The organism is Bacillus sp. FSL K6-1106, assembly GCF_038005245.1.
Lineage (GTDB): Bacteria > Bacillota > Bacilli > Bacillales > Bacillaceae > Bacillus > Bacillus altitudinis.
Genome location: NZ_JBBOSV010000001.1, coordinates 2,508,507 through 2,523,938 on the forward strand (window position 1 = coordinate 2,508,507; position 15,432 = coordinate 2,523,938).

The 15,432-nt window shown below is 39.1% G+C and carries 16 protein-coding genes; 5 read left to right on the plus strand and 11 right to left on the minus strand.

Annotation, left to right across the window (positions count from 1 at the left end; genetic code table 11):
- Window positions 1-18 precede the first annotated feature (18 nt).
- The 11 genes from MHI20_RS13055 to rpmH all read right to left on the minus strand — a co-directional run bounded on the left by MHI20_RS13055 (window position 19) and on the right by rpmH (window position 10,361).
- On the minus strand, window positions 19-873 hold the full coding sequence (locus MHI20_RS13055) for a ParB/RepB/Spo0J family partition protein (RefSeq protein WP_017359871.1): 855 nt from the start codon (window positions 871-873) through the stop codon (window positions 19-21).
- Entirely contained in the window at window positions 866-1,627 is a 762-nt protein-coding gene (gene soj / locus MHI20_RS13060) for a sporulation initiation inhibitor protein Soj (RefSeq protein ID WP_008360890.1), read from the minus strand. The genes MHI20_RS13055 and soj overlap by 8 nt, the downstream gene beginning before the upstream one ends.
- A 238-nt stretch (window positions 1,628-1,865) precedes the next feature.
- Complete coding sequence (locus tag MHI20_RS13065; protein WP_041508097.1) at window positions 1,866-2,699, minus strand: YiiX/YebB-like N1pC/P60 family cysteine hydrolase; 834 nt, start codon at window positions 2,697-2,699, stop codon at window positions 1,866-1,868.
- A gap of 128 nt (window positions 2,700-2,827) precedes the next feature.
- Window positions 2,828-3,703, minus strand: coding sequence for a nucleoid occlusion protein (noc, locus tag MHI20_RS13070; protein ID WP_024718432.1), 876 nt, complete (start codon window positions 3,701-3,703; stop codon window positions 2,828-2,830).
- A 105-nt stretch (window positions 3,704-3,808) separates the two neighbouring features.
- Window positions 3,809-4,528 carry a 16S rRNA (guanine(527)-N(7))-methyltransferase RsmG gene (rsmG, locus tag MHI20_RS13075; protein WP_007497477.1) on the minus strand — a complete coding sequence of 240 codons (720 nt, stop codon included), beginning with the start codon at window positions 4,526-4,528 and terminating at the stop codon, window positions 3,809-3,811.
- Between the two features lie 13 nt (window positions 4,529-4,541).
- Window positions 4,542-6,428 (minus strand): tRNA uridine-5-carboxymethylaminomethyl(34) synthesis enzyme MnmG, encoded by a 1,887-nt coding sequence (mnmG, locus tag MHI20_RS13080; protein ID WP_039169033.1) that lies wholly within the window; start codon window positions 6,426-6,428, stop codon window positions 4,542-4,544.
- 17 nt (window positions 6,429-6,445) lie between these two features.
- On the minus strand, window positions 6,446-7,825 hold the full coding sequence (mnmE, locus tag MHI20_RS13085) for a tRNA uridine-5-carboxymethylaminomethyl(34) synthesis GTPase MnmE (protein ID WP_039169035.1): 1,380 nt from the start codon (window positions 7,823-7,825) through the stop codon (window positions 6,446-6,448).
- 402 nt (window positions 7,826-8,227) lie between these two features.
- Window positions 8,228-8,851 (minus strand): RNA-binding cell elongation regulator Jag/EloR, encoded by a 624-nt coding sequence (jag, locus tag MHI20_RS13090; protein WP_041508099.1) that lies wholly within the window; start codon window positions 8,849-8,851, stop codon window positions 8,228-8,230.
- Window positions 8,848-9,630: a YidC family membrane integrase SpoIIIJ gene (spoIIIJ, locus tag MHI20_RS13095; protein WP_089374159.1), complete on the minus strand. Its 783-nt coding sequence runs from the start codon at window positions 9,628-9,630 to the stop codon at window positions 8,848-8,850. Before spoIIIJ ends, jag begins: the two co-directional genes overlap by 4 nt.
- Before the next feature lie 158 nt (window positions 9,631-9,788).
- Window positions 9,789-10,148 carry a ribonuclease P protein component gene (gene rnpA / locus MHI20_RS13100; protein WP_008347592.1) on the minus strand — a complete coding sequence of 120 codons (360 nt, stop codon included), beginning with the start codon at window positions 10,146-10,148 and terminating at the stop codon, window positions 9,789-9,791.
- A 78-nt stretch (window positions 10,149-10,226) separates the two neighbouring features.
- Window positions 10,227-10,361 (minus strand): 50S ribosomal protein L34, encoded by a 135-nt coding sequence (gene rpmH / locus MHI20_RS13105; protein WP_008360908.1) that lies wholly within the window; start codon window positions 10,359-10,361, stop codon window positions 10,227-10,229.
- A 620-nt stretch (window positions 10,362-10,981) separates the two neighbouring features.
- Here rpmH and dnaA point away from each other — a divergent pair.
- From dnaA to remB, 5 genes are all read left to right on the plus strand, one after another.
- Window positions 10,982-12,322 (plus strand): chromosomal replication initiator protein DnaA, encoded by a 1,341-nt coding sequence (gene dnaA, locus MHI20_RS13110; RefSeq protein WP_008347594.1) that lies wholly within the window; start codon window positions 10,982-10,984, stop codon window positions 12,320-12,322.
- Between the two features lie 196 nt (window positions 12,323-12,518).
- A complete protein-coding gene (gene dnaN, locus MHI20_RS13115; RefSeq protein WP_008347596.1) occupies window positions 12,519-13,655 on the plus strand; it encodes a DNA polymerase III subunit beta in 1,137 nt (378 codons plus the stop codon).
- A 150-nt stretch (window positions 13,656-13,805) separates the two neighbouring features.
- Complete coding sequence (gene yaaA / locus MHI20_RS13120) at window positions 13,806-14,021, plus strand: S4 domain-containing protein YaaA (RefSeq protein ID WP_008347598.1); 216 nt, start codon at window positions 13,806-13,808, stop codon at window positions 14,019-14,021.
- Window positions 14,022-14,037: 16 nt separating this feature from the next.
- A complete protein-coding gene (gene recF / locus MHI20_RS13125; protein ID WP_024718424.1) occupies window positions 14,038-15,150 on the plus strand; it encodes a DNA replication/repair protein RecF in 1,113 nt (370 codons plus the stop codon).
- Between the two features lie 17 nt (window positions 15,151-15,167).
- Window positions 15,168-15,413, plus strand: coding sequence for an extracellular matrix regulator RemB (remB, locus tag MHI20_RS13130; RefSeq protein ID WP_024718423.1), 246 nt, complete (start codon window positions 15,168-15,170; stop codon window positions 15,411-15,413).
- Window positions 15,414-15,432: the final 19 nt, after the last annotated feature.

Below are 15,432 nucleotides of genomic sequence, written 5' to 3' on the forward strand. Positions count from 1 at the left end.
CATCTCATATCAAGATGGTCATTCCGATGATTCTCTCGTAGAAAGCAATTCAAGGATTCTTTCTAAATCTTCATTTGAGAGAAATTCAATCTCAATTTTCCCTTTTTTCTTCTGTTTCTTGATCGTCACTGAAGTACCAAAGTAATTTTGTAAGAAAGATTCTCTTTCTTTCAACATGCGATCCTTTGGTGCTTCTTTTTTCTTTGTTTCACGTGGAACATTTTCATTTAATTGCTGAACAAGTTTCTCAACCTGACGGACATTCAATCCTTCGTCCACGACCTTCTTTACTAATGGCGCCAGCTTCTTTTTGTTTTTCAAACTAAGCAGCGTGCGTCCATGTCCCATGGATAATGTTCCATCCGCAATCAGCTTTTGTACTTCATCTGGTAATGTTAATAAACGAAGGTGGTTCGCAATATGCGGTCTGCTTTTTCCTAACCGCTTGGCTAATTCCTCTTGAGTCACACTTAAATGATCTAGCAAGGAGGCATAGGCTTCTGCTTCCTCTAATGGAGATAAATCCTCGCGCTGTAAGTTTTCTAAAAGAGCGATCTCCCTCATCAGTGTTTCTGAAAATTCCCTGACGATCGCAGGAATTGTTGTCAAACCAGCTTGTTGTGCTGCACGGAAACGGCGTTCTCCTGCGACGATGTCATATCCTTTAATCGATTTACGAACAATAATCGGCTGTAAAACACCATGCTGCTGAATCGATTCTTTGAGATCAGACAATGCATCATCATCAAACGTTTTCCTTGGCTGATAAGGGTTCGGACGCAAATCCTTCAACTTAATTTCTTCGACAGTTTCTTCATTGGAATCCACATTGTTAAATAGCGCATTAATACCCTTTCCAAGACCTTTAGCCATTCGCATCCACTTCCTTTGCTAAGTCTAAATAGACATCTGCACCTCTTGAACGTGGATCATACAAGATAATAGGTTTCCCATGACTAGGCGCTTCACTTAGTCTCACATTTCTCGGAATCACGGTCTGATAGACTTTATCTCTAAAGTATTTTTTTACTTCTTCGATGACTTGGATTCCAAGGTTTGTTCTTGCATCCAGCATTGTCAGTAAGACACCTTCAATGGCAAGGTCGGTATTTAGATGTTTCTGCACAAGACGAACCGTATTCAACAATTGACTCAATCCTTCAAGCGCATAATATTCACACTGAACCGGTATTAAAACAGAATCGGATGCAGTTAACGCATTAATCGTCAGTAATCCAAGTGATGGCGGGCAGTCAATAATCATATAATCATAATTTTGCTTCACAGATTCAAGTGCTCTTTTCAACCTCACTTCACGTGAGATCGTAGGCACAAGCTCAATTTCTGCCCCTGCAAGCTGTATCGTCGCAGGAATGACATCAAGATTTTCGACCTCTGTCGTCTTAATCACATCAAGTACATCTGCATCGTCTACTAAAATATCGTACACGCACTTCTCTACGTCTGCCTTCTCAATCCCAATACCACTTGTGGCATTTCCCTGCGGATCAATATCAACTAACAACACTCGTTTTCCTATGTATGCTAAACACGCACCCAAATTAACAGAAGTTGTCGTCTTCCCAACGCCGCCCTTCTGGTTGGTAATCGCTATGATTTTCCCCACGATGTCACCCACTTTCAACTTAACAAGTTTCTCATTCATTCATACTTCCTATTCTATCAAAAAAAGTATGAAACGTTTGCTTTTTTTGTTCCCCCATTATAAATTCGTGAATGAATCTGTGTTTCCGTACATGAATAGTTGCATAAAAATGCGTTCTAAAGATATATTGATATATCTTTTCAAAGAAAATAACGAGACAAAAAAACCCCACTTTTCATGAAAAGTGAGGGAGATACAATCAAAAGTTTAATCCGCCAATTTTACGACCTTCGCTCACAATGACTTTAGGTGTCACTGTTTTATAGTTCTTTTTTTTCAAAAACCCATAGGGTGCTTTAATGGTAAATGTGGCATGTCCAACAGCGTCCCCGGTTTTCGCGTAAGCCTGCCATACAATCTTTGAACAATATGTAGGGTCCAAAGATTGAATAGACATAGTGATCGAATATCGAGCCTTCGGATGGTCTTTCACGTAATCGTGCGCCCAATCCCCAGCTAAATCTGCCTTTTCCTGATGATTAATCCGAATCACCTTTGTATTGGCACTATAGCGAAACCAGCTTTGAATGGAATCAATATTGGGATGCTGCCGGAACCCAGGAATGGATGCATAGCTTTTCTCATTAATGACGATGCCTGCATGACCAATTAAACCATTCAAAGCACCAGTGCTCGTCACCAATATATCCCCTTTTTGAGGCATAATATCGGTTCCAGGATACGGTTTACCAAAAAGATGGCGAATGGTATTCGGTCTTTCATCTGTTACCATTTCATCCTGTTTGTTTTGCCTTAAACCATAGTTCTCCAAATCATCATCAGCTGTGATCACATCGATCGCATCGTCCTGAGACGCTTGCTCTTGATTTAATTGTTGAACCGTTACATCTGTCGAAACCACACCTTGTTTCTTCAGAGTACTCAGTTCTTCTTTCGTAATCGTTTCTTCCGCTGAATGGGTATCATGATTCGTTGACGTGCTCACAGCAAACACAGTCGTTTCATTTGAAAAAAGAGAAAAAGAGATTAGTAAATAACAGATAATAGCAAAAATAGTCTTTTTCATTTTCATCGGTTATATGTCACCTCCCTTCTACTATGAAAATCATATTTTACCAATTAATTAATAATAAGTAAATATCATGAATTGAAGGGAGAGAAAGACAAAAAAGCTGACGAGTAATGCTCATCAGCTTCTTTCTATTTAGGAATTCGAATCGTTAATTGGATATATTCCTCAAATTCTTCTTCCTCGGTATTTATTTTAAGTCCGCTGTCTTCTACCATGTGGAGAGACTGACGAATGGTATTCATCGCAATTCGCGTATCTCGGCTAAACGCCTTACGTTTCGGCTTCGGTTTGCGATCTGTTTTTTGTTCAAGCATCTTCACTACACGCTCTTCAGTCTGTTTCACATTCAGCTGCTTTTCGATGATTTCCTGCAACAGCGTGATCTGTAATTCTGGCAGCTTTAGAGGTACAAGTGAACGGGCATGTCTCTCTGAGATTTTTTTCTCCAAAATGGCTTGCTGTACCTCTTCAGGCAACTTTAAAAGTCTTAGTTTGTTTGCAACAGTCGATTGTCCCTTACCTAAACGCTGAGCAAGCGCTTCTTGCGTTAAATCATGAAGCTCTAAAAGACGTGCATAAGCATGAGCCTCTTCAATTGCAGACAGCTCTTCTCTTTGCAAATTTTCAATCAATGCCACAGATGCCGTTTCCGTATCAGTAAAATCTTTTATAATAGCGGGGATCTTCTCCCATTGAAGAGTTTGTACCGCTCTCCAACGTCTTTCGCCGGCGATCAGTTCATATTTTCCTTCTTCTTCTGTTGGTCTAACAACAATCGGTTGAATAATGCCATGGGTATGAATGGTTGTGGCCAGCTCTTGTATCTTTTCTTCTGAAAAAATGGTGCGTGGCTGAAAACGGTTAGGCATAATTGTGTCGACCGGGAGCTCCTGTATCTCTTCCTTTAATGTTTCATGCTCAGCAATCTCTGCCTCTATTTCGGTATCACGCTCAGGATGTTCTTTGTCACCAAGCCCGAAGAAGCGTGAGAGTGAATGCTTCATGAACCTACACCACCTTTAAAAACTACCTTTTTATAATTCTATTTTCTCATGTTTTTTCCTTCTGTAAAATCATAAATATTGAAGAAAAACCGACCTTTTACATGATCAACCCTCTATTGGTGATTTATTAGGTGTTCCTGGTTTTCTAGGATATTTTTTTGGTGTTTGTTTTTTCTTTTCAATGACAATGATGTTCCGTTCGCTTTCTTCTAAAGGAAGAACAAAGGAATGCTTTTCAACAACCTCTCCTCCGAGGACAGTGACGGCTTTTTTTCCTGCTTGCATCTCTTCATCTGCAGCAGATGCTTTTAATGCAACAAACAAACCTTCCTTTTTCACAAGAGGCAGGCATAGTTCGCTCAAGACAGATAAGCGCGCAACTGCTCTAGCGGTGACAAGGTCATAGCTTTCACGTTGATCTTTACGTTGTCCAAAGGTCTCCGCACGATCATGATAAAAAGTAGTATCTTGTAAGTTTAACCCTTTTGCTAACTCATTGAGAAACGTAATGCGTTTCTGGAGAGAATCAACAATGGTCACATGTAGATGAGGGAAACAAATTTTAAGAGGAATGCTTGGAAAACCAGCACCAGCTCCAATATCACAAATTGTTGTCACATTGTGAAAATCAATAAAAAATGCTGCTGATATCGAGTCATAAAAATGTTTTAAATATACTTCTTCCTTTTCTGTAATGGACGTTAAATTCATCTTCTCGTTCCATTCTACAAGCATATGGAAGTAAGTTTCAAATTGTTCAAGCTGCACTGGAGAAAGAGTGATCCCTTTCTCCTCTAGTGCTGCTGTAAATTGTTCAATGTTCATGCCGACATCCTTTCTACTCTGCTATCTTCGCAATACGTCCCTGCTCCAAATACACTAAAAGGATAGAAATATCAGCAGGGTTAACGCCTGAAATACGAGAAGCCTGTGCAACAGAAAGCGGTCGGACTTCTTTTAGCTTTTGCTTCGCTTCAGTTGCAATCCCTTTGATGGCATCATAATCGATTCGATCCGGAATCTTTTTGTTTTCCATCTTTTTCAGCTTTTCAACTTGTTGGAGCGACTTTTCAATATAACCTTCATATTTAATTTGAATCTCTACCTGTTCACACACATCAGCAGGAAGCGGTGTGTCAGCAGGAGCTAGTTTCACAACAGATTCATAGTTCATCTCTGGACGCTTCATCAGATCACTTGCTCGAATACCGTCCTTCAATTCACTTCCACCAAGAGAACGGATATATTCCTGTGTCTCTGCTGTAGGTTTAATAATGACAGAATATAAACGTTTTTTCTCTGCTTCAATGGCCTCTTTTTTCTGTGTGAATGCTTGGAATCTCTCTTCAGAAATTAAACCAATGTTATATCCAAGTTCCGTCAATCTTAAATCAGCATTGTCATGACGCAGAAGTAAGCGGTACTCTGCACGAGAAGTTAAAAGACGGTAAGGTTCATTTGTACCCTTCGTGACAAGATCATCAATGAGAACACCGATATATGCATCAGATCGGCTTAAAATGACTTCTTCTTTACCCAATGCTTTTCTTCCTGCATTGATACCTGCCATAATTCCTTGACCTGCAGCTTCCTCATAACCAGAGGTACCATTAATTTGGCCAGCTGTATATAATCCAGAAATTTTCTTCGTCTCAAGTGTCGGCCACAATTGTGTAGGCACAATCGCATCATACTCAATGGCATAACCCGCTCGCATCATTTGTACATTTTCAAGCCCTGGAATGGTTGACAGCATTCGCTGCTGTACATCCTCTGGCAGACTTGTAGATAAACCTTGAACATACACTTCTTGCGTATTACGGCCTTCTGGCTCTAAGAAAATTTGATGTCTCGGTTTATCGTTAAAACGAACCACCTTATCCTCAATAGACGGACAGTATCTAGGACCTGTTCCTTTAATCATACCTGAATACATAGGAGAACGGTGAAGATTCTCATCAATAATTTGATGAGTCTCTAAACTCGTGTATGTTAACCAGCATGGTAATTGATCTGTAATATATTCCACAGTTTCATAAGAAAACGCACGTGGTACATCGTCACCTGGTTGAATTTCCGTCTTACTATAATCAATCGAGTGGCTGTTTACTCGTGGTGGTGTCCCAGTTTTAAAGCGAACCAAATCGAATCCTAGTTCTGCTAGATGATCCGATAATTTAATGGAAGGCTGCTGATTATTAGGACCGCTTGAATAAGAAAGATCCCCTAAAATAATGCGGCCTTTTAAGAAAGTACCAGTCGTTAGAACAACAGATTTCGCGCGATAATTTGCACCTGTTTGAGTCACAACACCTTTACATTCATCATCTTCTACAATTAAATGGTCTACCATCCCTTGTAGCATTGTTAGGTTTGGTTCATTTTCCATTGTTTTTTTCATTTCGTGCTGATATTGAAACTTATCTGCTTGCGCTCTTAACGCACGGACAGCAGGTCCTTTTCCAGTATTCAGCATACGCATTTGAATGTGCGTCTTATCTATATTTCGTGCCATTTCCCCGCCTAGCGCATCAATTTCTCTGACGACAATCCCTTTAGCGGGACCTCCTACGGACGGATTACATGGCATAAAAGCAACCATATCGAGATTGATGGTCAATACAAGTGTTTTGGCGCCCTGTCTTGCAGAAGCAAGAGCAGCCTCAACACCAGCATGACCGGCACCGACGACGATTACATCATATTGGCCAGCTTCATAACCCATTTCTTTTGTTCCTCCCTTTACTTTCCTAAACAGAATTGAGAGAATAACTGATCGATTAAGCTTTCATGAACAGCATCCCCAATAATTTCACCTAGCTGCTCCCAGCAGCGTGTTAAATCTATTTGAACAATGTCGATCGGTACATCCATTTCAATTCCTTCTAGAGCATCTTCAATCGATTGTTTTGCTTCTTGAAGGAGCGCAATATGCCTAGTATTGCTCACATACGTTAAATCTCCACTTTCAATTGAGCCTGTGAAGAATAAAGATTGAATGGCCATTTCAAGCTCATCAATCCCTTTTTCTTGTAATAAAGATGTTGTAACAACCGGACGATCCTTCGCTAACTCTTTTACCTTTTCTACATCAAGTTTAGGCTCAAGATCTGTCTTATTGACAATCACAATAATATCCATACCTGAGACAGCCTCAAATAGCTTAATATCTTCCTCAGATAACTCCTCACTATAATTGAGCACAAGTAAAATCAGGTCAGCTTCTTTTAAGACCTGTCTTGATCGCTCGACCCCAATACGCTCAACAATGTCTTCAGTCTCCCGTATACCCGCAGTATCTACTAAACGGAGCGGTACTCCTCTTACATTCACATATTCCTCGATGACATCTCTGGTTGTTCCAGGAATATCGGTCACAATCGCCTTTGTTTCCTGAACAAGACTATTTAATAAGGAAGACTTCCCAACATTTGGCCTTCCAATAATAACAGTAGATAAGCCCTCACGTAGGATTTTCCCCTGCTGTGAAGTCGTTAGAAGCGATTCAATTTCCTTTTTCACAGATGTCGCCTTTTCAACTAAGACTCGATGTGTCATTTCTTCCACATCGTCATACTCTGGATAATCAATATTCACTTCTACATGGGCAAGTGTCTCCAATATCTCACCACGAAGACGTTTAATCAAACCGGAGAGACGTCCCTCCATTTGAGTAATTGCGACATTCATCGCACGATCAGTTTTTGCACGAATCAAGTCCATTACGGCTTCTGCTTGTGACAAGTCGATTCTTCCATTTAGGAAAGCACGTTTTGTAAACTCACCTGGCTCCGCTAATCTCGCTCCTTCTTTTAAAGCAAGCTGCAAGACTTTATTGACCGTGACAATTCCGCCATGGCAGTTGATCTCAATAACGTCTTCTCTCGTAAATGTTTTTGGCGCTCTTAATACAGACACCATGACCTCTTCTATCACTTGCTCGGTACTTGAATCTACAATATGACCATAATGAATTGTATGAGAATCCACTGATACAAGTTTTTTCTCCTTAGGCCCCTTATACATGCGATCAGCAATCTGAACTGCATCAGGCCCACTTAAACGTATAATGGCAATTGCCCCTTCACCCATTGGTGTAGAAATTGCTGCAATTGTATCCACCGCTCATTCACCTCTTTCTCTATTCAATAGACAGTCTTATATCTATTAAATGGACGTTGCCCATCTCTATATCAAAAACGCTTAATCCAAAATTTAAAGATACCATAAATGCATGCGAAGCGAAAGTAGCCCACATTTAATTATCCACAGTTTTGCACCCTGTCTATTTTAACACTTAACTTATCCACATGTGAATAACGACGTTCTAAACTTGTCTTCACATCTTACACCTAAATCCAATAAATTAAAACGCCCTTCTCCCTTTGCAACTAAGGGAAAATGACGTTTTCGATCTAAATAACACACTAACTTTTTAGAAATAAAGGAGATATCTACTATTAAAAGGTAATTTTTCAATAAAAAAAGACTAAAATCCAGCTTTGCTGAATCTTAGCCTTTCTGCTATTTTTTATAAAGCACCACAACATGACGCTTGGTGCCTGTATCTTCGGATGCCGTGGCAAGTTCTTTAGAAAATGCTGCAATCGTATCATGAACGACTTTTCGTTCATTCGAAGGCATCGGTTCTAAATGAACCTTTCTCTTCGTTTTTAAAACACGATTTGCCGTTTTGATTGCGTATTGTTCAAGTGCTTCTTGTCGTTTCTTCCTATAATCTCCAATATCAATTGTAATATGATGATACTGATCAGAATAACGATTAAACACTAACTGCACCAAGGTTTCTAAAGAGTACAGTGTTTGTCCTCTTTTTCCAATCATTAATGAAGTTTTGTCTCCATCAATGTGAAAAGAGATCTTTTTCGTTTCTTTTTTCGAAACAATGTTTGCTTTAGGATCAATTGATTTAACAATTTTATCTAAATACTGTGTTGCTAATTTGAGCGCATCTCGCTTTTCTACTAACTTGACAACAGCTTGTCTTTTACCAAATAATCCTAAAAATCCTTTGTTTCCTTCATCTACTATTGTGATATCTACTTCTTCTTGTAGCAGTTGAATTTGTTTCAGTCCGGAATCTACTGCTTCTTCGACTGTGCGACCGACAGCAGTTATTTCCTTCATTTTTTGTTCCCGCCAGCTTTTTCTTTTGTATCAACTTTTACTTGAGGTGTTTTAATGACCAACGTTTGAATGATCATGAAAATGTTACCTACAACCCAGTACAGTGAAAGTGCCGCTGGGAAACTGATTGCAAATACAATGATCATAATCGGCATCACCCAAAGCATAATCGCCATTTGAGGGTTGTCCGAAGGATTTCCAGCCATCATTAGCTTCTGCTGTATAAAAGTAGCTACACCTGCAATAATCGGTAACAGGAATAATGGATCTGGACTGCCTAAGTCAAACCATAAGAAAGTATGTTTCTTGATTTCAGCTGTTCTCATGATCGCATGATAAAAACCAATTAAGATTGGCATTTGAATTAAGATTGGGAAACACCCTGCTAATGGATTTACACCATTCTTTTGGAAAAGAGCCATTGTTTCCTGTTGAAGCTGCTGCTGTGTTTTTTGATCTTTTGAACTATATTTTTCACGAAGCTTCTTTAATTCTGGCTGAAGTGCTTGCATTGCTTTTGTACTTCTTAATTGTTTAATCATTAATGGTAAAATGAGCAAACGAATTAAAAGAGTTACAATAATAATCGCTACACCATAGTTTTCACCAGTTAAGTTTGCCATGTAAGTGATTAATTGAGATAGCGGGTATACAATGTAAGAATTCCAGAATCCCTTACTATCTGATGTGATTGGTTCATTGATTTGTGTACATCCTGCCAATAGAACCAACACGCCAATCAAGCTAAATATTAGTAATAATCGCCTTTTCAACAAGATTCCTCCCATTACTTCAAACTTTATTTAAGTTGGAATTGATTACGAAAGTGACTCACCTAATCAGTATGGTAACATTTTTTCATTACAAAGTGGTGGTTTCATTTTAATTCACTAGATGAAGGAAGCGCTTTTAAAAATTGATTCAACGAAAGTTTCTATTACGAAGACTTTTTCGGTTGTTGTTGATAAACAGCGGATTTTCTAAATAAATGCTGGAGAGACTTCTTTGTTTCTTCAAAGGTCAATTCGCTTGCTGGTTTTCGTGCGATAACAATGTAGTCTTTTTCTTGCTTTAGCTTATGACCTTCCTCTAAGAACACCTGACGGATCAATCGTTTAATCCGGTTTCTTATCACTGCATTACCTATCTTCTTACTGACAGACAATCCTAAACGCAGTTCTTCTTGATTTGGTTGATCCAGCTGATAAATGACGAATTGGCGATTAGCCATTGATTGACCTTTTTTGAACACTGTTTGAAACTCTTCATTTTTTTTTAGCCTGTTTCGCTTCTTCATGTTTTCTTCCACTCCGATAAAAACTGACAGTTCATTTACGATTTTATGTAAAAAAGACCACTGACATTATTCAGTGGCCTAAGCTGATAATTTTTTTCTACCTTTGCTGCGGCGTCGCTTTAAAACTAGACGTCCGTTTTTAGAACTCATACGGCTGCGGAAGCCATGAACTTTACTACGCTTACGGTTATTTGGTTGAAACGTTCTTTTCATTTATGACACCTCCCTGAGGAATAGCTGTTTAAGACAGTCTAACTCATTATATTTGTGTAACCCATCGATTGTCAATATCAATGATAAAACTCTTATTATCAACCTTATAAGCATAACACAAGTTATCAAGTGAAGAAACCTTCTTTTTTAGTTTCCAGCATTTTATTCTTTTTTTCCTTCAAAAAAACCTTCAAAACAAGGTTGTGGATATTTTTCCGGCATATTTTGACTATCCACATCCATTATCGACATTTTTTTCACACAAATAACCTATGTGGATAATTATTTTTCAACAGGATGTAAAGTGTGTGGATAAGTTTGTGACACCCATTGCACCATCTTGTTTATTTTGATATTATATTTGTGTTTTAACTCTTAATTACTTATCTGGCCTATTTATCTTATCCACAATTTGTGGATAACCTGTGGAAAGTTATTACACAGCTTGTTGAATTGTTTATCCACAACCTGTGTAATTTGTCGAAAAGACGTTTTTCTACTATATTAATTGTTTTCAACAAAGTATGTGCACGAATGGTGATGACCATTTGCTCTTTTTCGTGTTCTATAACAGTTTGATACTGGTCATTTTAAAAAGAAAAGGAGGGGGGAGAAGCCTTATGGAAAATATTTTGGATCTGTGGAATAAAGCACTTCAAAAAATAGAGACAAAATTGAGCAAACCTAGTTTTGAAACATGGATGAAGTCCACTAAAGCCCATTCTCTTCAAGGAGATACGCTGACTATTACTGCACCTAATGAATTTGCGAGGGACTGGCTCGAGTCAAGATACCTTCACTTAATTGCAGATACCATCTATGAACTGACAGGCGAAGAGCTCAGCATCAAATTTATCATTCCTCAAAATCAGGACGAAGAGGAAGCCATGCCAAAATCTCCAATCAAAAAAATGTCGAAAGAAGAACCCGTTGAAATTCCACAAAATATGCTGAATCCAAAATATACATTTGATACTTTTGTTATTGGTTCAGGCAACCGTTTTGCTCATGCAGCTTCACTTGCAGTCGCAGAAGCACCAGCAAAAGCATATAACCCGCTTTTTATTTATGGGGGCGTTGGTTTAGGAAAGACTCACTTAATGCATGCGATCGGTCATTACGTCATCGACCATAATCCATCAGCCAAAGTGGTCTATCTATCATCTGAAAAGTTTACAAATGAATTTATCAACTCAATCCGGGACAACAAAGCAGTCGATTTCCGAAATCGCTATCGGAATGTAGATGTGCTTTTGATAGATGATATTCAATTTTTAGCAGGAAAAGAACAAACACAAGAAGAGTTTTTTCATACATTCAACACACTTCACGAAGAAAGTAAGCAAATCGTCATTTCTAGTGACCGGCCGCCAAAGGAAATTCCGACACTTGAAGACAGATTACGCTCTCGATTCGAATGGGGCTTAATTACAGACATTACCCCGCCAGATCTAGAAACGCGTATTGCGATCTTACGTAAAAAAGCAAAAGCAGAAGGTTTAGACATTCCGAATGAAGTCATGCTTTATATTGCCAATCAAATCGACAGCAACATTCGGGAACTGGAAGGTGCTTTGATTCGTGTTGTTGCTTACTCTTCTTTAATCAATAAAGACATCAATGCTGATCTAGCAGCTGAAGCCCTAAAGGACATCATTCCTTCATCGAAACCTAAGGTGATTACAATTAAAGATATTCAAAGAATTGTAGGGCAGCAATTTAATATTCGATTAGAAGATTTCAAAGCGAAGAAACGTACGAAATCAGTTGCTTATCCAAGACAAATTGCGATGTATCTCTCTAGAGAAATGACCGATTCCTCTCTACCTAAAATCGGAGAAGAATTTGGTGGACGAGATCATACGACCGTCATTCATGCTCATGAGAAAATTTCAAAATTAATCGTTGAAGATGAACAGCTTCAGCAGCATGTCAAAGAGATCAAAGAACAACTAAAATAATCAAGCTGATAAGATAAGTACGGGAAAATGTGAATAACTAGAGCATAGTCATACACAGTCTGTCCACATGTGGATAGGCTGTCTTTCCTTTCTTTCTACTGACTTATCCACATATTCACAAGCCCTACTAGTACTTCTACGATTTTTATTAAATAAATATATATATATGTCATTAAGAAAAATTAGGAGGACCACTATGAAATTCACGATTCAAAAAGATCGTCTTGTTGAAAGTGTCCAAGATGTATTAAAGGCCGTATCCTCTAGAACAACGATTCCTATTTTGACAGGGATTAAAATTGTTGCATCTGATGAAGGAGTTTCTCTCACAGGGAGCGATTCTGATATCTCAATCGAATCTTTTATTCCTCAAAGAGATGGAGATTTAGAAGTCATTACAATTGATCGACCAGGAAGTATTGTGCTGCAAGCCCGCTTCTTTAGCGAAATCGTTAAGAAACTGCCTATGTCTACTGTCGAAATTGAGGTAGAACAAAATCATCTGACCATCATCCGCTCTGGTTCAGCAGAATTTAATTTAAACGGCTTAGATGCTGAAGAATATCCGCATCTGCCACAAATTGAAGAGCATCATGCTTTTCAAATTCCAACAGATTTGCTTAAAAACCTTATCCGTCAAACGGTTTTCGCAGTGTCCACCTCAGAAACACGACCTATCTTGACAGGTGTAAACTGGAAGGTTGAAAAAGGTGAATTAATATGCACAGCAACGGATAGCCATCGTCTTGCTTTAAGAAAAGCGAAGTTGGATATTAACGAGGAAAGCTCGTACAATGTGGTCATTCCAGGAAAGAGTTTAACAGAGCTAAGTAAAATTCTTGATGATGGACAAGATCTTGTGAGCATCGTCATTACGGAGACACAGGTTCTCTTTAAAGCACAGAACGTGCTATTCTTCTCAAGGTTGCTGGATGGTAATTACCCAGATACAGCTCGCCTCATTCCGCAAGAAAGTAAAACAGATGTAGTGGTGAATACGAAAGAATTCCTTCAAGCGATTGATCGCGCGTCACTTTTAGCAAGAGAAGGGCGTAACAACGTTGTGAAGCTTTCTGCTGATCCTGCGCAAAGCCTTGAAATCTCTTCTAACTCGCCTGAAATCGGTAAAGTAGTTGAAACGGTGCAAGCAGATGACATTAAAGGGGAGGATCTCAAAATCTCTTTCAGTCCGAAATATATGCTTGATGCTTTAAAAGTATTAGAGGGAACAGAGATTCATGTCAGTTTCACTGGCGCAATGAGACCATTCCTATTACGCACGCCAAATGATGATTCCATTTTGCAATTGATTCTTCCAGTTAGAACGTATTAATTTGGTCTAAAATGGCTGCTGTGTGAGCGCACAGCAGCTTTTTTCCTCGTTTCCTCAGCTTTCTTTCATCCCAGTTCGCTTTCCCCCTTTCCTTCTTGTCTTGTTTTTTAGTACAATTAGATATTAGTGATATTGAAAGAGGTCGATACAATGCCTAATCTGATAACGATTGAAACAGAAATGATTACATTAGGGCAGTTTTTGAAATTAGCGGAAGTCATTCAATCTGGTGGAATGGCGAAGTGGTTTTTAAGTGAACATGAGGTGTTCATCAATCAAGAGCCAGATAATAGACGGGGACGCAAATTATACCCAGGTGATGTTGTCGAGATAGAAGGTCACGGCACATTTCAAGTTGTGAATTAGAAACGGGTGACAATACATGTACATTCAAAGTCTGGCGTTAACTTCATACCGAAACTATGAACACACCGAGCTTCAATTCGACAATAAGGTGAATGTGATGATTGGTGAGAACGCCCAAGGTAAAACGAACCTGATGGAAGCGATCTATGTATTGTCGATGGCAAAGTCTCATCGTACGTCAAATGATAAAGAACTTATCCGATGGGACGAAGACTATGCTAAAATAGAAGGTAGAGTCATCAAAAAAAATGGTCCACTCCCCATGCAGCTCGTGATCTCAAAAAAAGGAAAAAAGGGCAAGGTCAATCACATTGAACAACAGAAACTCAGTCATTATGTTGGTGCCTTGAACACCATCATGTTTGCACCAGAGGATCTCAGCCTTGTGAAAGGTAGCCCGCAAATCCGCAGAAGATTCCTCGACATGGAGATTGGACAAGTGTCTGCTGTCTACTTGCATGATTTATCGCTCTATCAAAAAATCCTCTCTCAGCGGAATCATTACTTGAAACAACTGCAAACAAGAAAGCAAACGGATCAAGCGATGCTGGAGGTTTTAACAGAGCAGTTGATTGATGCGGCAGCGAAGGTTGTCAAAAGACGACTGACTTTTACGAAACAGCTCGAAAAATGGGCGCAGCCGCTGCATTTTGGGATTTCAAGAGAGCTGGAAACGCTCACGCTCCAATACCAGACGGCCATAGAGGTATCAGAAGCGTCAGACTTGTCGAAAATAAAAAATAGCTATGAAGAATCGTTTCAGAAACTAAGAGACAGAGAAATAGACCGAGGGGTGACGCTATGGGGGCCTCACAGAGATGATCTTCTTTTCTTTGTGAATGGTCGGGATGTTCAGACATATGGCTCTCAAGGGCAGCAAAGAACAACAGCTCTTTCACTAAAGCTGGCAGAAATTGATCTGATTCATGAAGAAATCGGTGAATACCCAATTCTTCTACTCGATGATGTTTTATCTGAACTTGATGATTACAGACAGTCTCATTTGCTCCATACCATTCAAGGACGTGTACAGACCTTCGTCACCACAACAAGTGTTGAAGGCATCGATCACGCCACCTTGAAAGAAGCGGAAATTTTCAGAGTAGCCAGTGGAAAAGTAATTGACTGATAAATGAGGTGTGGGTCTTGTATATTCATTTAGGTGATGATTGTGTTGTTTCTACACGAGAGATTGTCGCAATTGTTGATTACAAAATGAGGTCATCTTCTGTTGTAGAGGAATTTCTTCAAAAACAAGAAGAACAAATCATTTCGTTGTCACAGGGGACACCCAAATCCATCGTCGTCACAACTAAATCTGTTTATTACTCTCCTCTTTCCTCAAGCACGCTCAAAAAACGTGCTTCATTTGTGATTGAAATTGAAGTCTAAAAGCTCAATTCATATAAAT